Here is a 16839-nt window from a genome sequence, read left to right on the forward strand (position 1 = left end):
TTACTAGGAGCAAATGCATGTCTATATTCGATTCAAAAGAAGAACTTGTCGGTTGGCTAAATCAATTTCAGCATCCTCTGCTCATCGAACGTTGGGCCGAAGACTCGTCCATTGTAAAGCGGCTAAAAAATGGCAGCGTGAGCATAGAATTACCATTCTATTCATTAGATTTACATCGTTCACTCATTCGTTGGGTTGAGAACCAAGATGTTGATGCGCAAAGAGTGTCCATTTCTATCAATGTTGCCGCATTGGAAACAGTGGTTAAATCGGAGCTCTCTAACATAAAGAACATCATCGCCGTCACCTCAGCGAAAGGAGGCGTCGGTAAGTCAACTACGGCGGTAAACCTAGCGTTGGCTTTAAGTACCCAAGGCGCCCAAGTGGGTTTACTTGATGCTGATATCTATGGGCCATCGGTACCAATGATGCTTGGTAAAGAAGATGAGTCACCGGAAGTTCGTGATAACCAATTCATGATCCCGGTTGAGTCATGTGGTATTTACACCAATTCGATAGGCTATTTGGTTGATAAGGCAGAGGCGGCTATTTGGCGCGGACCAATGGCTTCTAAGGCGCTAGCACAGCTGTTGAATGAGACCGATTGGCCACCACTAGACTATCTTGTTATCGATATGCCTCCAGGCACGGGTGATGTCCAACTGACGCTTTCACAGAGTATCCCAGTTACCGGCGCTGTGATTGTTACCACACCGCAAGATCTCGCATTAGCCGATGTCCGCAAAGGGTTGGCAATGTTTGAGAAAGTCGATGTTCCTGTCATTGGGGTTATTGAGAATATGAGTTATCACATCTGTAGCCATTGTGGTGAAAAAGAGCATATATTCGGTCAAAATGGAGCAGTAAAAGTGGCACAAGAGTTTGGTGCGAGTTTATTGGCTCAGATACCACTGCATATTTCGATGCGTGAAGATATCGATACTGGTAAACCGACCGTTTATTCACGTCCAGATAGTGAGCACGCCCAAATATACCTGCAACTGGCGGAAAAAATAGCGAGCAGCATGTATTGGTCGGGGAGTGCGAAACCAAAAAGCATTCCTTTTACAAATCTAAGTTAAAGCGACGTTTGTAAATAAAATTAAGTAATTTTGATAGGTAGCTGTACGGTTTTGCTTCTTTATTATCGTATAGCTGCATTCTCTTGATACAAATCCTAGTATCTGGCCAGAGTAATCTCTATAATTATACGGTTTATTCCATTGTCCCAAGTGTAGATCATGTCTGAAAATAATAATTGCGTCATCGTAGGTATTGCTGGCGCGTCTGCGTCCGGAAAGAGTTTAATCGCAAGTACAATTTATAATGAATTGAAAGCCAAGGTCGGCGATCACCAAATTGGTGTGATAACAGAGGATTGCTACTATCAAGATCAAAGCGACTTGAGTATGGAGGATCGAGTAAAAACAAACTATGACCATCCGAATGCTCTCGATCATGACTTGCTGTGCGATCACTTAGAAGCGTTGATGAAAGGGGAAACGGTTGAGATTCCTGAATATAGCTATACCGAGCATACTCGTGTAAAGCAAACAACAAAGTTTACCCCGAAAAAAGTAATTATTTTAGAAGGCATTTTGCTATTAACAGAGCCAAGGTTACGTAGTTTAATGCATGCTTCTATCTTCATGGATACGCCATTAGACATATGCTTACTTCGACGAGTGACTCGCGATGTGCAAGAGCGTGGCAGAACGATGGAATCAGTTTTGAAACAATATCAAAAGACGGTTCGACCTATGTTTATGCAGTTTATTGAACCATCGAAACAATATGCAGATATCATCGTTCCTCGTGGTGGAAAAAACAGAATCGCTATTGATGTATTGAAAGCTCATATTGGTAAGTTGCTGACTTCTTAATTTTAAGATAATGAGCAGTTAACAGGCTTATTGCATTAAAATGATAATATGTAGTTGAATAAATGGCACTTTATGTGCCATTTTCTGTCTTAAGAAAACAATATTGTTATACCTATAATTTATTATTGCTAGGACGAGGCTGCTGCCTCATTTTTTTGCAAAGGAAAAGTGAATGAAAAAACTTCTATTAATTGTTGGCATCCCAGTTCTGATTATTATCTTGGCGATAGCCGCATTGCTTTTGTTTGTTAACCCTAATCAGTTTAAGCCACTGATTGTTGAACAGACTAAAAAACAGACAGGAATGGACCTTGTAATAGATGGAGATATCGGTTGGCAGCTTTTTCCGTCTTTAGGGTTAAGTTTGGGAAAAACAGAACTTAAGAACCCTGAAGGGTTCAAAAATGAAAATCTATTGAAAATTGAAGGTATTGGTGTCGATGTTTCCGTTATGCCTCTGTTCAGCAAAGAGCTATACATTGGGAATGTGTCTCTCGATGGCGCGGAAATCCATCTTGAAACGAAAAAAGACGGGGCGAGTAACCTTGATGCGCTAACACAGTCAAATAAGGGGAAGCCTGTTGATTCGACGGCTTCATCCACTCCAACTACATCGGAAACTACGCCTTCGGTACCTTCAGAGCAACAGACGTCATGGACAATCAACCTTGCGGGTGTATCGATCACTAATGCACTGCTTGAAATACAAGATGACTCTACAGGTTCTTATACCAAGCTATATGATGTGGGTTTAACGGTATCTGAATTCGCTTTTGGACAATGGACAACGGCCACATTCGCGGCGAAAGGCAAGAATAATCAGCAAAACTTCTCAGCTGAAGGGCAAGCAGAACTTAAGCTCTTGCAAGACCTTGCGACATACGAATTACGAGACATAGTACTAGATTCTACTTTTAGTGATCCTTCGACGACGATTTCAGCAGCTAAAATTGAACTGAGTACATTTGCCTTCGATAAAGAAAATCCACTTTCAGTGAGCGTGAAAGGCCGTGCTGCAGACTTAGATATTGATCTAAAACTGACCTCTGCTCTGTTTATTGATAAAGAGATTAGCCAGGTGCTACTTAAAAATATGGACTTGAATTCAACCTTTATCGGTGACACTTTACCTCAGTCTCCAATGAAGGTAACGGGTCAGTCTGAGTTTGGTTTCGATATAAAGCAGTCGCTTATATCTCTTGATCTACAGAAGCTAAACTTAAATGCGATTCAATTGGACGGCAAAAGTACCGTTAAGCTAACGGATATCCCTCAGATTCGGTTTAACTTGCATAGCCCTAATATAGATTTAGATGAGTTCTTAGGCTTGAACAAATCATCACCGACAGACAAATCTGCAACTGAAAAAACAGCAACAACCGAAACGTCAACCGCTTCAACATCCAGTGGGGTGCAGAAAGAAGTTGAACCAGATTTAAGTGCCCTTAAGACCTTGGATGTGAAGGGTAAAATCACCATTGACAGATTTAAAGCGAGCAATGCGAAGATGCAGGCTGTTGTGACAAGCTTTACGGTAAATCGTGGCGTTGCGGACCTTAACTCGTTTACTTCTAACCTATATCAGGGTTCGATAAAGGCTTCCGCTCAGTTAGATGCACGAAAAACACCAGCAAGTTACTGGGCTAAAAAGCAGATCAAAGGCGTTAAGGTTCAATCGTTACTTAAAGATGTGGCAGATAACGATATGTTAGAAGGCACGGGTAATATTGATGTGGACGTTAAAGGTAAAAGTTTAACACCAACAGGCATCAAGCAAAATCTTGCGGGCACTGTGAAAATCAATTTTGCTGATGGCGCCGTTAACGGCGTAAATGTAGCCCAACTTATCCGTGTTAACTATGCCAAGATCAAAGGCCAAAAGGTGGATGAGCCAGAGAAAGAAGAGAAGAAAACGGACTTTAGCGCCATGAAAGCAACGTTGAAGCTGAACCAAGGTGTGATGACGACGAATGACTTGGCTATTTCATCGCCTCTGCTGCGAATCCATGGTGAAGGGAACGCGAACTACATTAAAGAGACGATGGATTTCTTACTAAATACGTCTGTTGTTGGTAGCTTAAAAGGACAAGGCGGTAAAGATATCAATGACTTGAAAGACATCACTATTCCTGTTCGTGTTTACAATAAGTGGTTAGATCCTAAGTATAAAATTGAGTTCGACCAGTTGTGGAAACAACTAGAATCTGAGAAAAAGAAAGAGCTAGAGAAAAAAGCCGAGAAAGAACTAAATCGCGTTCTAGGTGATAAGATAAAAGATGGTAAGACAAAAGAGCTTGCTGATAAGTTGCTAAAAGGGTTGTTTAATTAATTCTCTATAAATGCAATTTGAAACGGTAATTTAAGTAAAAAGCCAACGATTGAGAATGATCATCAATCTGTTGGCTTTTTTATTATCCACCCTTGAAGGGCCAAAAACTCGGCCGATGTTAACCAAACAATAAAAACGGCAACAGGTTTACCAATCAACGCCACGTAACGCTTTTACGCCTGATTCAAAGGCGTGCTTTACGTTCTTAACCTCAGACACCGTGTCTGCAAGCTCTATTAATGAGCGATGGGCCGCTCTGCCAGTGATAACAACAGATTGCATTTTAGGTCGTGACTGGAGAGCATCTAACACTTCATCAAGGTCGATGTAGCCATATGTCACCATGTAAGTGAGTTCGTCGAATAGAATGACATCAATGGAATCATCTTTGAGCATGCGCTTACACTCTTGCCAGACTCTTTGAGCGGCTATTGTGTCGGTTTCTTTATCTTGGGTATTCCAAGTAAACCCGGTTGCCATCACCTGAAATTCAACCCCAAGCTTTTCGAGCAGATTTTTCTCGCCATTGTCCCATGTTCCTTTAATGAATTGAGCAACAGAACAGGTTAAATCGTGCCCAACCGCGCGCGCGATAGTACCAAATCCAGCGGTGGTTTTACCTTTACCGTTTCCAGTAATAACTAGCAGCAATCCTTTCTCTATTTGAGCTTTTTCTATCTTTTCATCGATATGTTGCTTCACCTTTTCTTGGCGTGCTTTATATCGGTCATCTTTTGATTGATTAGAACTCATGGTATCCCTTTTAATTATGCTGAGTTAACGACTATGATAAAGGAATAAGGGCAACGGAAAAACCTTAATTTATGGAGGGTAGTATGAAGAAAATTCTCGTGGTCTGCATGGGTAATATATGTCGCTCCCCTACAGGTGAAGCCGTATTGAGAGCGACAGCCGAAAAGATGAAATTGTCAGTTGAGGTTGACTCTGCTGGAACACTTGATTTTCACTCGGGAGATAAACCTGATCATCGAGCGAGGACGGCTGGGGAGTTTAGGGGCTACTCGTTTGACAATATTGTCGCTCGCCAAGTGACAGAAAAAGATTTTGAATACTTTGATCTTATTTTGGCTGCCGATATGGACAATATGAGTAACCTGCTTGGTATGTGTCCCACAGAATATACCCATAAGATCAGTCTGTTTCTCAGCCACTCTGAGTCTGAATACAATGAAATTCCCGACCCGTTCTATGGCGGAGGAAGTGGTTTTGAGCTGGTGTTAGATTTAATCGAAGAAGCAAGCGTAGGGTTATTGAAGAAACTTTAATTAACCGGTGATTAATGTAAAAAAGCCCAGCGTAATAGGCGCTGGGCTTTTTGATGTTTAGCGAATGATGAGTAAATTAACCGGCCAATAAATCCGTCGCTACTTTGTAGCTTGGATCTTCTTTTACGTTAATTTCTACAAGGCTACCTGCTTTTTCAAGTAGGTTACGGCAATCAGGGCTTAAGTGACGCAAGTGCAATGTTTTGCCTACTGAAGTATAACGCTCTGCAATTGTTTCAATGGCTTCGATAGCCGAGTGGTCTGCGACACGTGAATTAGCAAAATCCACGATGACATCAACAGGGTCATTTTTCGAGTCAAATATCTCTAAGAAGTTCGCTGCTGACCCAAAGAAGATAGGACCATTGATATGATATTCTTTTGAACCTTCTTCATTTAGACGGCTGCTCGCGTAGATATGCTTCGCGTGTTGCCATGCAAACATGAGTGCAGAGGCAATAACGCCAACGGCTACCGCTACCGCTAAATCTGTCAATACCGTAACAATAGTAACCAACACAATAACGAAGAAATCTTGTTTCGGAACGCGACGAGCAAGCTTAAACGTTGCCCACTCAAATGTACCGATAACCACCATAAACATAACACCAACAAGCGCTGATAATGGGATCATCTCAATTAATGAAGAGCCGAACAATATAAAGAACAGTAGGGCTAATGCTGCCATGATCCCGGAAAGTCGACCACGACCGCCCGAGTTAACGTTGATCATCGACTGACCAATCATCGCACAACCACCCATCGCACCAAATACCGAGCAAGTCATATTCGCAATACCTTGACCGACACATTCACGGTTGGCTTGACCACGGGTATTCGTCATTTCATCAATGACGGTTAACGTTAGTAGTGACTCAATTAAGCCTACTGCGGCTAGAATAATCGCGTAAGGCAGAATAACTTGAAGTGTTTCCAAGTTGAACGGAACCATTGGGATTGAGAAGCTTGGTAAGCTTCCTGCTAGCGTTGCCGCTTCATCACCTGACATGGACCTAAGGAAATCGACAACGGTGCGTGTATCTAGACCAAAAAGTTGCACTAATAAGGTAACAGAAACAATCGCCACTAAAGACGAAGGTACTGCTGTAGTGAACTTAGGCAGGAAATGAATAATTGCCATCGTCAGCAGAATAAGCCCTGCCATGATGGACATTTGGTCGACGGGTAGCCAACTCATCACACCATCAATGTTGGGGGCTTTAAATTGACCAAGCTGGGCTAAGAAAATAACGATAGCAAGGCCATTTACAAAACCGATCATAACGGGATGCGGCACCATACGGATAAATTTACCCAAACGGAATATACCAGCGGAAACCTGTAAAACACCAGCAAGTAGTATTGCTGCGAATAGGTATTGCACACCATGAGTGGCAACGAGGCTCACCATAACAACGGCCATTGCGCCTGTTGCGCCAGAGATCATACCTGGACGACCGCCGAAGATAGATGTGATTAACCCAACAATAAAGGCAGCATAAAGGCCAACCATAGGGTCAACACCGGCAACAAAAGCGAAGGCGACTGCTTCAGGCACAAGGGCGAGAGCAACAGTAAGGCCCGAGAGCGTATCATTTTTAATGGATTGCCCTGAAAATTGTGGAAATTCAAACATTTTAGCTCAGTATATTTGCGGATAGATAAAGTGGTACCAATCTATATTGCGACTAAAGCCAAATGGTTAAGCAAGAAGCGTGCTTTAAATGCAATTGTGATCGGATTCTAATTTGACTGGCGAATCGTACAGAATAGTGTGACTGACTTCAAGAATAATTGTTATTTTGACCCCGGAAATTAATGATTTTTTAACAATTCCTGGGTCATACAACTTGTTGTTGACCGTCATCGTAGCAGAGGCGTTTTTTATCATGTCAAGATGATGGGGTGGCCCCGTTCAGGATGCGGGACAACTTGTACAGGCCAATGGTAGACATCTGCAATGTTTTCCTTTGTTAGGGTTTCCCATGGCGTCCCATCGGCGACAAGTTTACCTTCATTCAAAATCAATACTCGGTCGGCATATTGCGCAGCAAGGTTTAAGTCGTGAATAACGGTGATGACAGATGCCCCTTCATCGGTTAATGATTTTGCTAGCTGTAACGTTTTATGTTGGTGTGACAAATCCAGAGCAGAAGTAGGTTCATCCAAAAGTAATACTTTTTTGTCTTGGCTCTGTGCCAATTGGGTCAATACTCTCGCTAAATGTACACGCTGTTTTTCACCACCAGATAGGCTAGGGTATAGACGGTCAGCGAGATGAAGCACATCGGTTTCTCGCATATATTGTTCTGCGATAGACGCAATCTCTTTCTGCGATGCACGTAAGGTTAATCCTCCAAGTTCAATGACCTCTTTAACAGAAAAATTAAAAGAGAGTGTACTGGACTGGGGTAATACGCCCATGTGCCTTGCTAATGTGGATGCTTTCCAACTGTCGGAGTCGATGCCGAAATAACTTACTTTACCTTTAAGAGGCCACTCCTTAGTGATCAGTTTCAATAAACTGCTCTTTCCGGTTCCGTTAGGTCCTAATAAGATAGTTAACTCCGATGTATGAAAATCAACGGAGACGTCATCTAGAATAGTTTTCCCACCAAGCTTGAGATGTAAATTTTTGAGAGAAATCGCGGTTGTCGTCATTAAATGCGCCCCTTTTGTTTCACCAATAACCAGATAAAGAAAGGAGAACCAATTAACGCAGTAACAATACCTACTGGCATATCGAGTGGTGCGACTACCGTTCTGGCGAGCATATCGGCAACGAGTAATAATAAGGCCCCAATTATCATTGAGAGAGGGAGCAGTGTGCGATGGTTGGGGCCGGTGACCATTCGACCTAAATGAGGCACGATTAATCCGATAAAACCGATCATTCCTGCAAGAGACACTGTCACGCCGACACCTGCGGCGGTAAGCAAAATAAGTCGGCGTTTTAGCGCTTGAGTTTCTATGCCCATATGTTTGGCCTCTGGCTCACCTAGTAGCAAAACATTGAGTTTATTTGCATCACGATAAAAAAGTATAAAGAGAATAATTAGACTTGAAAAAGCCATGCCCAAACCTTGTAAGTTTGCTCCGGCCAGTGACCCCATTGTCCATAAGGAGAGATCTCTTAATGCTTTATCATCCGCAAAATAGTTCATCAAACCGAGGCCAGCTCCCGCTAGAGCACTGATGGCGACTCCCGCTAAAAGCATCATAGTTACAGACGTTCCTGTTGGAGAGGTCCCTAGACGATAGACAAGTAGAGTTGTGATGGTGCCGCCTATAAAAGATAATAAAGGCACGGTTCCAAATAATAATAGACCGGGATATTGTTCAGCAAGGCTTCCGAAAAGGACGATGGCAATTGCCGCACCTAAAGCGGCGCCAGCGGACACACCAATAATCCCAGGGTCGGCAAGAGGGTTTCGGAACAGGCCCTGCATTACTGTGCCACATAACGCCAAGATCGCGCCAACCGCGACAGCCAACAAGGTTCTTGGTAACCTGATCTGCTGAATAATTAATTCGATATAGGCTGCATCAGCGCTTTGCGACGAGAAGTGTCCCGGCAGAATAGCGAGCATGCTGTCTATAAAACTAATATCCATCGGCCCTATGGACACCGAAGCAATCACAGCGATAAATAGAAGTGATAATCCTATAGGTGTTAATAATCGGACGGAAATTCGCCCTGAGATCATATTATTCATTTTGTATTATGTCGTCTCGATAGTTTTATTATTCGTTTTGTTTGAACTTACCATGCAGCTTTTGAGCAAGTCGAATGCTTGCTATACCAAATCCACCGATTAATGCATGGCTTGGAATAGATATGATTTTTCCCGGTTGGCCCGCTGGTGTGGCGGCCAATAAAGGGAAAGTAGCCAATATACCGTCATAGCCTTCAAGGTTATTCCATGCACGTTCGCTAACCAATATATAGTCAGGTTGCAATGCGACTACGGACTCTATAGAAAGCGGTTTATAAGAGCGCACAGCTTTGTTTGCTGGGTTAGTTGCGCCGGACAATGCAATGATCTTATCGACCGTCGTCTCTCTACCACCCACCGTAGCAGGTCGGCCTTTTTTTAGCATTAAAAAGATGACTTTAGGGCTGCGTGTCAATTCGGTTGAATTCAAGTTATCGACATCTTGTTTTACCGTTTGCTTCAGTTTTACCGCTCTATGGATTGTATCTGTGAGTTCTGCAAGAATATCAATTCGATGAAATAAATCTTCGATTGAATCGCCTGAAGGGACAACCAAAACGTTCACATTGCTTGATCTTAGCTGAGCTAATGTTGTATCAGGCCCCATTTCATTAGAACCGATTAGATAGCTCGGATTCAGAGCCAATAATCCTTCAGAAGATAACTTTCTGTGGTAGCCAACCTGAGGGATGCTACTGCCAGTTAATAAATGTTTACTCGTAGAATCTACCGCAATAAGTTGTTGCTCGGCTCCAAGAGCATAAATTAATTCAGTGACAACAGAACCTGCACTGATAATTCGCTCCTCCGCTGCAGCTGATAAATGGGACAAAAGTAAGCTCAAACCGATTAAATAGACTCTCATGATTCTTGGTTATCCATAATTATATTGGTGGCGTTGATTTGGTTTTTTTGTAAAAAAGCCAAAAGCTTTAGCATGGCTTCTACGGATGCGGACTTATCCGCGGCGATGACAAGTGTTTTGTTCGGGTGTTTTTTGATTACTGACATAAGGTCGTGCGTGAATCGAGCCCAATCCGAGTACCGATTTCCTTCTATAGCCCAAAGAGAATCCTTTGCGTGTATATTGATAGTAATGACTTCTTTATCAGGGCTTTCCAGTATTTCGTGGTCTAGCGTCTGAGGAAGGTTCACTTCCATCGTTTTAATCTGAATGTTGGTCGACAATAATAGGAATACTAAAACGATAAAAATAAGGTCTAGTAGTGGGGTTAAATCTGGTGTTAATGCATTTTGTTGTTGATCGCCTGAAGTGATCATACGGTCCTGACCTTACATTCATTGGTTGGCTTTGTGGTGCTGTGCAACTTGGTAGACGATTGGCAATGGATGACTTCAGCGGTCGATTTTTCTAACGAGATGCCTTCGAGGTAAAGGCTGCAATGATTCAATGCATGTTCTATTTTTGCGATAGAACGTCCCGCCCATAACTGAAGGATTTGACTACCCAAAATAGCGGGGACCGCAATGATCAATCCGGCGGCGGTAGTCGACATCGCAAGACCTAGGCCTTTAGCCAGTGAAGAAGGCGCAATAGGACCCGTTGTCACCGCAAGGTCTTTAAACATTTCTATTAACCCGAGCACTGTACCAAGTAGGCCGATTAAAGGGCTGATTGCTCCGATAATTGAAAGAAAACGCAACCCTGATGTGTACTCTTGGCGAATGTTAGCTAACCAAATACTCACGGTTTGTTCTCTTAAGGATTGAGCAAAGTTTTTGTGTGTGAGGAGCAGCGCGATCCCTTTTGATAATGTATTTTTTTTCGCCGATTGTTCTTGGATCAGTTCATTGAGTGCGTCGTTATTGTTTATATCGATGCTTCTAATTTTTCGAATCAGGTAAAGGCTGGATGTTCTGCTATTTATACTGAGAAAAACAATGCGTTCTATTAACAGCATTAGCGTTAGGAGTGAGAGTAGAGTTAGCGGCAAAGCCATCAAGCCCAACTGGCTATGAATCGTCGTTAAGGTGTTCATTTATCTATCCAATTTAAAGTTTACGGGTATCTGTACTCGATGAGCGATAGCATGACCCCGGTCGGTTGAAACGTCGAATTTCCAGTTTGATATCGCGGTTAATGCGGCACCGTCTAACGTCGAAAAACCAGAAGAATCGACGATAAACTGCTTGATCTGTTTCCCTTTATCGTCGATCCAAACCTCTATCAGTACTTTGCCTTGTTGACCGCGTCTTTTTGCTACGCGTGGATAGCTGACAGGAGTTGGCCTTGCTTTAAAGGTTGGCTTTTTTATGAGCTTGGGTGTGGATGCTCTAGGTGTACTTACGGCACTCTCTACGGGTTTGCTCGGTATGTCAGCCCGTGTTGAGGTTGTCGTTTCTTTAATGGTTGGTTTTTTATCAACCGTTAACGCTCGTTCATTTTTAGTATCACTACTCTTCGTCATTTTGTTTTTGGTTGTCACCGTTTCTGCTATTGGTTTGTTAGGAACGATTGGTTTTTTTTGATCACTAGGTTTCTTTAATTCAGTATCCTTTTTTACCGAGTGCTCTTGTTTTTCGACAATAGTCGGCTGCGAATTTTGCGGTTCAACGTGTTTCTCCTGTGGGATAGACACTGCTTTTTTAGGCGCCGCGACGAATTGCAAATGCATGTTTGCTGTTGTCGAATCCAGAGAGACAGTCAACGCATTCTGTGCCGGCTGAGCCAATAACATAAGGCTATGCAGTGCAAGAGAAACACTTCCAAATATCACATATCGTTTACCGTTCAAAGTAGACCCTTAGAATGATGTCATTACATCTAGATAATCAATTTCCGAGTAGATTGTAAATGTAAATACGAATGAGATCAATTCGTATTTACATTTGTAGAAATTGACGGTAGTATTCTTAGAAATCGAAGAACGCTTTAAAATAAGATATTTAGTAAGGTTAATGCTCACTCATGATTATTGATTTAGACGATGTTAATTTGGTTGGATGCCATTCTCCTGACCCGATAAGCACGGCATTTGTTAGAAAAACTGGTGCTCATGCAGGAGGGCAATCTACGCCCATTAGTGAAGCAAACGTTCAGTTTGAGTTAACACATAGGTTAAAACAGCAGGGGGAAAATAATCGTTCTCGTTGCCTGTATGTACACATTCCCTTCTGCCGAGTTCGTTGTACGTTCTGTAATTTTTTCCAATATGCCTCTAGCAAAAATTTGATAGAGAATTATTTCCAGGCGCTAATAGCAGAGCTTCATTGGAAATCTCAATTCGTTTGGACGCAATCGCAACCGTTTCACGCGGTATATATAGGTGGAGGTACACCCACAGATTTGAGTGCTGAGCAGCTAGAAATATTAGGCAAAACAATTAGACGTTTATTCCCATTAACATCGGATTGTGAACTTACGCTTGAAGGTAGATTGAACGGGTTTAACTCAGAAAAATTCGAGCGTGCGTTAGAAGGTGGATTCAATCGTTTTTCTTTTGGTATCCAATCATTTAACTCAAAAGTTAGACGAGCAGCAAAGCGACTGGATGATAGAGAATACGTACTAAACAGAGTTCAAGAGTTGGTCCGTTATAACGCCGCGCCTATTGTTCTTGATCTTCTTTATGGGTTGCCTCATCAAACATTAGATATTTGGGAACAAGACCTGAATGACTACGTGGTATCAGGGGCTCATGGAGTCGACTTATATCAGCTGATTGAAATGAAGGGATTCCCGATGGCTCAACTGGTCGAAAAAGGTAAATTACCCGCACCTGCTGATACCGCATTGAAAGCCAGAATGTATCAACTTGGTGTTCAATTCATGGGGCAACATCACCAGAAGAGATTGAGCGTAAACCATTGGGCTTCTTCTAACAGAGAAAGAAGTATTTATAACAGTCTGGCAAAAACAACCGCAGAAGTATTACCTCTAGGTGCGGGCGCAGGAGGGAATGTTGGTGGGATTCAGATGATGCATACGAGAGATATGGGCGCTTATATTGAGGCGGTGACCAACCAGAAGTTTCCAACAGGGATGGCGTTTGAGGCCCCCATTACCCGAGGTATTAGTGCAGAAATAAAATCGGCTTTTGATCAAGGTGTATTAGCAAAACACCGCCTTGACTCGCTCTATGGTGAAACGTTATTTGAGGCGCTACTACCCTTGTTTAACGCATGGCAAAACAATGGTCTCGTTAACCTAGAAAAAGAATACCTTACTTTAACGGTCGCGGGGCAGTTTTGGTCCGTCACATTGGCTCAAAATCTTATTGAAGTCATCGAAAATAATCATAATTTAGTACGTGCTGCGTAGTCTGGAGAGAAAACAATGAATCTATCTTGCCCAATAGAAGAGATCAGAAAAAGGATATTTGAACTTAATGAACAAGAACCGAACATTTCCGTCGCGGAGATGGCAAGTAAATTGGAGGTATCGGAAGGAGAAGCGACACTAGCGCTGCCGAGTCATTATGTTTATTCGTTTGACGGAGGTTGTACCAACACTATTTTGCAGGCATTACCATCTTGGGGGAATGTGACCACTATCGTTCATTCCCACGGGTCAATTTTTGAGGTTAAAGCCCCGTTTCCTAAAGGGAAGATCTCGCATGGTTACTATAACCTTATGGGCAGGAGAGAGGGTGAATTGAATGGCCATTTGAAAATTGATCTTGTTACTGACGTTGCGCTTGTGTCTAAGCCATTTCGCGGAATGGAAAGCCATTTCATCGGTTTCTATGAACAAGCGGGAAACTGTGTATTTAAAGTCTACTTAGGTAGAGATAAAAAACGCCAGATATTATCAGGTCAAATAGAATTATTTAGAAGCTTACAGAGGGATCTGAGCAATGGAAAATAAACAACTCCGAATACAGAATCGGATTGGAAATGATATTTTAGAGTTTCGCCAGCATCAAAAAACACTGCAATTAGCCACACTTACCCATGGCGGTCGTCCGCATGTCAGTTATACACCATTTGTTTATTTGCCTGACGGTTACTACATCTTAATCAGTGATATCGCTAAGCATGGGCAGAATATAAAAAATCATCAACAGGTTTCAATCATGATGATAGAGGACGAACAAGATTGCAAAAGTATCTATGCTCGAAAGCGTTTGAGTTTTGATACCAAAGCAAATCTCGTTCACAGAGAGTCTGATTCTTGGCTAACGGCGATCAGTGCACTTGAACAACGATTTGGAGAAATTGTTAGTAATTTGAGCAAACTAGGCGATTTCCACATGTATCAACTTATCCCAGAAAAAGGGCGTTTTGTGAAAGGTTTTGGCAAAGCGTTTGATATCTCTGGAAGTGATAGAGTGGATATCGTTCATTTAGATGGAGGCCATATAAATAATAAATAGAGCTGCATCATCGTACGCGATTTAAATATCAAAAAATAATCAGATAAATATAAAGGACCGGATGAGACATCAGAACTCGTCTGTGAGTTTGTTCGCCTAAAAAATGGATAAAGGAATGAAAAATGCTTAATAAAACAAGAATAGCGGTGGCGATAGCGGGTGTGCTTTCGCTACCAGCAACGACGAATGCAGAAATATACTCTCTTGACGAAGTAGTGGTTTCGGGGACACGTACGGAACAAAGTAAGAAAGATGTATCGTCCTCGATCGAAGTGATTTCCGTAGAGGATATGAACAAAAATGTAGTGAATGATTTGAAAGAGGTGTTTCAATATACCCCCGGGGTTGATGCTCAAGGTTCGGGTCGTTTTGGTGTTTCAGGTGTCAATATCAGAGGTGTTGAGGAGAGCCGAGTTAAAATGATGGTGGATGGTGTTCAACAACCAACGCCTTATAACCCTGGTTCAAGCGAACAGCGTAAATACCCTAATACGATTGAAGTCGATACACTGCAATCAATAGAGGTGAATAAAGGCCCTTCTTCTACCCTATATGGTTCTGATGCCTTGGGTGGTGTCGTATTAATGCGTACCAAATCTCCTCAAGACTACCTCACCACATCGGGTGACGAACATCGATTTGGTATAAAAAGTGGTTACGCCTCGGCGAGTGATGAATTTAAAACAACGGTTAACTGGGCGATGCGCAAGGATAAGCTCGAAACCTTATTGATGGCAACCTATGCCAATGGACATGAAACTGAAACGCACGGTTCAGGTGATGCGATTGAAGGCCCTGATCGTGGTGCTGCGAACCCAGCAGACAAAGAGCTAGGCAATCTTCTTGGAAAAGCCTTTTATCAAGTCAATCAAGACAATCGAATCGGCCTCACAGTTGAATACTATAATCAGCAGTACGATGAAGACGAATTGAACTATAACGGTTATAGCATTATGCCGGGGTTTACCTACACTGATAGTTATAACAAGGATGTAAATGAGCGTTTTCGTATCGGTTTAGAGCATCAAATGTTTATGAATGCATTGCTCGCGGACTCTTTAGATTGGTCAATCAATTATCAAGATTCGAGTTCATTGTCGAAAAACTATGATACGACGGGCTTTTCTGGTCAACGTATGCGGGAGCGAGACGCTTCAGACAAATCGATTCAGGTGGATACCCAATTGTCTAAAATTACGATGATTGATGGCAATGCACATGAGTTTACCTATGGGGCTATGTTTTTAAATAATGATTTTGCGTTAGACAATACAGACTATAAATATGATTTTGGCACTGTTACGCCCGGAAGCACGGGGATTCCTGATGCGAATGTCATTCAGTGGGGTGTATTTGTTCAAGATCAGGCTTTCTTTATGCAAGAGCGCTTAATCGTCACCGCCGGCCTTCGTTTTGATTCTTTTTCTGCTGACCCAAGTACTGACTCGGGCTATACAACAGAATATGCAAAAAATAGCGACAGTGCAGTGACAGGGAAGCTTGGATCGGTTTATCATTTGAATGATCAACTTTCGTTATTTGGTCAAGTGAGCCAAGGCTTTAAAGCACCAACCGTCTACGATCTGTATTACTTCTATAATCAAGGGGCGATTATAGAAGCAAACCCCGACTTAAAAGCGGAAAGAAGTACGGCCTATGAGCTTGGATTACGTGGTGAAAATAGTTCAGCGCGCTTTGAGTTCGCGATGTTCTACAATGATTACACAGACTTTATTACTCAAGAGGTTACGGGCGAACGAGGCGGTAAAGATGTTATTACCAAAAAGAATCTTGATGAGGTTGAAATATATGGTGTTGAATTTAGTTCAACCATTTACCTTGACCAGATGTTTGCCGCCCCTCAAGGGATGTATAGCCGTGTCAGTGTTTCCTATTTAGACGGCGAAGATAAGAAAACAGGTGACGCATTAGATTCAGTTGCACCGTTAACTGGCGTTATCGGTTTGGGTTTGGATAGAGATGTTTATGGTGCAGCGCTGAATGTAAAAATGGTTGCGGCTAAAAATGATTGGCAAACGGATGATAATGAAAATGTCTCGGGTTATACGTTAGTCGATTTTACGACGTATTATCAACCTGCCCAAGATGTAAGAGTATCAGCAGGTTTGTTTAATGTTTTGGATAAAAAGTATTGGTTATACGATGACATCGCTGGACGAACAGCGACGAACAGCTTTAACAAAGATATAAAATCGCAACCTGGGCGTAATTGGGGTGTAGCGGTGGATTACCAATTCTAGGTTTCCCTTATCTTATACTCTTTTAACC

General features: G+C 42.3%; 16 protein-coding genes. 8 read left to right on the forward strand and 8 right to left on the reverse strand.

Going from position 1 to position 16839, the window contains the following annotated elements; genetic code table 11:
- The first annotated feature begins 17 nt into the window (after nucleotides 1–17).
- From apbC to AACW90_RS08655, 3 genes are all read left to right on the forward strand, one after another.
- Nucleotides 18–1082: an iron-sulfur cluster carrier protein ApbC gene (gene apbC, locus AACW90_RS08645; protein ID WP_390233232.1), complete on the forward strand. Its 1065-nt coding sequence runs from the start codon at nucleotides 18–20 to the stop codon at nucleotides 1080–1082.
- 159 nt (nucleotides 1083–1241) lie between these two features.
- Nucleotides 1242–1883 carry a uridine kinase gene (udk, locus tag AACW90_RS08650; RefSeq protein ID WP_195702737.1) on the forward strand — a complete coding sequence of 214 codons (642 nt, stop codon included), beginning with the start codon at nucleotides 1242–1244 and terminating at the stop codon, nucleotides 1881–1883.
- Between the two features lie 172 nt (nucleotides 1884–2055).
- Complete coding sequence (locus tag AACW90_RS08655; RefSeq protein ID WP_390233234.1) at nucleotides 2056–4212, forward strand: AsmA family protein; 2157 nt, start codon at nucleotides 2056–2058, stop codon at nucleotides 4210–4212.
- 147 nt (nucleotides 4213–4359) lie between these two features.
- On the opposite strand, the gene cobO is transcribed toward AACW90_RS08655, so the two are convergent.
- Nucleotides 4360–4965, reverse strand: coding sequence for a cob(I)yrinic acid a,c-diamide adenosyltransferase (gene cobO, locus AACW90_RS08660; protein ID WP_195702739.1), 606 nt, complete (start codon nucleotides 4963–4965; stop codon nucleotides 4360–4362).
- A gap of 83 nt (nucleotides 4966–5048) precedes the next feature.
- Between cobO and AACW90_RS08665 the strand changes: the two genes are divergently transcribed.
- A complete protein-coding gene (locus tag AACW90_RS08665; protein ID WP_390233237.1) occupies nucleotides 5049–5498 on the forward strand; it encodes a low molecular weight protein-tyrosine-phosphatase in 450 nt (149 codons plus the stop codon).
- Between the two features lie 76 nt (nucleotides 5499–5574).
- On the opposite strand, the gene AACW90_RS08670 is transcribed toward AACW90_RS08665, so the two are convergent.
- From AACW90_RS08670 to AACW90_RS08700, 7 genes are all read right to left on the reverse strand, one after another.
- A complete protein-coding gene (locus AACW90_RS08670; protein WP_390233239.1) occupies nucleotides 5575–7134 on the reverse strand; it encodes a SulP family inorganic anion transporter in 1560 nt (519 codons plus the stop codon).
- 251 nt (nucleotides 7135–7385) lie between these two features.
- Nucleotides 7386–8159 carry a heme ABC transporter ATP-binding protein gene (locus AACW90_RS08675; RefSeq protein WP_390233241.1) on the reverse strand — a complete coding sequence of 258 codons (774 nt, stop codon included), beginning with the start codon at nucleotides 8157–8159 and terminating at the stop codon, nucleotides 7386–7388.
- Complete coding sequence (locus AACW90_RS08680; RefSeq protein ID WP_390233243.1) at nucleotides 8159–9214, reverse strand: FecCD family ABC transporter permease; 1056 nt, start codon at nucleotides 9212–9214, stop codon at nucleotides 8159–8161. Before AACW90_RS08680 ends, AACW90_RS08675 begins: the two co-directional genes overlap by 1 nt.
- A 28-nt stretch (nucleotides 9215–9242) precedes the next feature.
- Nucleotides 9243–10079: a heme/hemin ABC transporter substrate-binding protein gene (locus AACW90_RS08685; protein ID WP_390233245.1), complete on the reverse strand. Its 837-nt coding sequence runs from the start codon at nucleotides 10077–10079 to the stop codon at nucleotides 9243–9245.
- Nucleotides 10076–10495, reverse strand: a complete 420-nt coding sequence (locus AACW90_RS08690; protein WP_390233247.1) for an ExbD/TolR family protein — start codon at nucleotides 10493–10495, stop codon at nucleotides 10076–10078. The genes AACW90_RS08685 and AACW90_RS08690 overlap by 4 nt, the downstream gene beginning before the upstream one ends.
- Nucleotides 10492–11214, reverse strand: coding sequence for a MotA/TolQ/ExbB proton channel family protein (locus tag AACW90_RS08695; protein ID WP_390233249.1), 723 nt, complete (start codon nucleotides 11212–11214; stop codon nucleotides 10492–10494). The genes AACW90_RS08690 and AACW90_RS08695 overlap by 4 nt, the downstream gene beginning before the upstream one ends.
- Nucleotides 11215–11970, reverse strand: a complete 756-nt coding sequence (locus AACW90_RS08700; RefSeq protein ID WP_390233250.1) for an energy transducer TonB — start codon at nucleotides 11968–11970, stop codon at nucleotides 11215–11217.
- Between the two features lie 173 nt (nucleotides 11971–12143).
- Here AACW90_RS08700 and hutW point away from each other — a divergent pair, with 173 nt between their 5' ends.
- The 4 genes from hutW (at nucleotide 12144) to AACW90_RS08720 (ending at nucleotide 16811) form a co-directional block, all read left to right on the forward strand.
- On the forward strand, nucleotides 12144–13496 hold the full coding sequence (gene hutW, locus AACW90_RS08705) for a heme anaerobic degradation radical SAM methyltransferase ChuW/HutW (RefSeq protein WP_390233252.1): 1353 nt from the start codon (nucleotides 12144–12146) through the stop codon (nucleotides 13494–13496).
- Between the two features lie 15 nt (nucleotides 13497–13511).
- Nucleotides 13512–14042, forward strand: a complete 531-nt coding sequence (gene hutX / locus AACW90_RS08710; RefSeq protein WP_390233254.1) for a heme utilization cystosolic carrier protein HutX — start codon at nucleotides 13512–13514, stop codon at nucleotides 14040–14042.
- Nucleotides 14032–14550, forward strand: a complete 519-nt coding sequence (hutZ, locus tag AACW90_RS08715; RefSeq protein WP_390233256.1) for a heme utilization protein HutZ — start codon at nucleotides 14032–14034, stop codon at nucleotides 14548–14550. The genes hutX and hutZ overlap by 11 nt, the downstream gene beginning before the upstream one ends.
- 122 nt (nucleotides 14551–14672) lie before the next feature.
- On the forward strand, nucleotides 14673–16811 hold the full coding sequence (locus tag AACW90_RS08720; RefSeq protein ID WP_390233258.1) for a TonB-dependent hemoglobin/transferrin/lactoferrin family receptor: 2139 nt from the start codon (nucleotides 14673–14675) through the stop codon (nucleotides 16809–16811).
- Nucleotides 16812–16839: the final 28 nt, after the last annotated feature.

Source organism: Vibrio frigidus, from assembly GCF_042465995.1.
In the GTDB taxonomy this organism is placed as follows: Bacteria; Pseudomonadota; Gammaproteobacteria; order Enterobacterales; family Vibrionaceae; genus Vibrio.

Bases quoted from the DNA above. Each gene is read 5' to 3' on its own strand.
- AACW90_RS08670 (WP_390233239.1), bottom strand. From the start codon at position 7,134: ATGTTTGAATTTCCACAATTTTCAGGGCAATCCATTAAAAATGATACG.
- AACW90_RS08685 (WP_390233245.1), bottom strand. From the start codon at position 10,079: ATGAGAGTCTATTTAATCGGTTTGAGCTTACTTTTGTCCCATTTATCA.
- hutX (WP_390233254.1), top strand. From the start codon at position 13,512: ATGAATCTATCTTGCCCAATAGAAGAGATCAGAAAAAGGATATTTGAA.
- hutW (WP_390233252.1), top strand. From the start codon at position 12,144: ATGATTATTGATTTAGACGATGTTAATTTGGTTGGATGCCATTCTCCT.
- hutZ (WP_390233256.1), top strand. From the start codon at position 14,032: ATGGAAAATAAACAACTCCGAATACAGAATCGGATTGGAAATGATATT.
- cobO (WP_195702739.1), bottom strand. From the start codon at position 4,965: ATGAGTTCTAATCAATCAAAAGATGACCGATATAAAGCACGCCAAGAA.
- AACW90_RS08680 (WP_390233243.1), bottom strand. From the start codon at position 9,214: ATGAATAATATGATCTCAGGGCGAATTTCCGTCCGATTATTAACACCT.
- AACW90_RS08695 (WP_390233249.1), bottom strand. From the start codon at position 11,214: ATGAACACCTTAACGACGATTCATAGCCAGTTGGGCTTGATGGCTTTG.
- udk (WP_195702737.1), top strand. From the start codon at position 1,242: ATGTCTGAAAATAATAATTGCGTCATCGTAGGTATTGCTGGCGCGTCT.
- AACW90_RS08655 (WP_390233234.1), top strand. From the start codon at position 2,056: ATGAAAAAACTTCTATTAATTGTTGGCATCCCAGTTCTGATTATTATC.
- apbC (WP_390233232.1), top strand. From the start codon at position 18: ATGTCTATATTCGATTCAAAAGAAGAACTTGTCGGTTGGCTAAATCAA.
- AACW90_RS08675 (WP_390233241.1), bottom strand. From the start codon at position 8,159: ATGACGACAACCGCGATTTCTCTCAAAAATTTACATCTCAAGCTTGGT.
- AACW90_RS08720 (WP_390233258.1), top strand. From the start codon at position 14,673: ATGCTTAATAAAACAAGAATAGCGGTGGCGATAGCGGGTGTGCTTTCG.
- AACW90_RS08665 (WP_390233237.1), top strand. From the start codon at position 5,049: ATGAAGAAAATTCTCGTGGTCTGCATGGGTAATATATGTCGCTCCCCT.
- AACW90_RS08690 (WP_390233247.1), bottom strand. From the start codon at position 10,495: ATGATCACTTCAGGCGATCAACAACAAAATGCATTAACACCAGATTTA.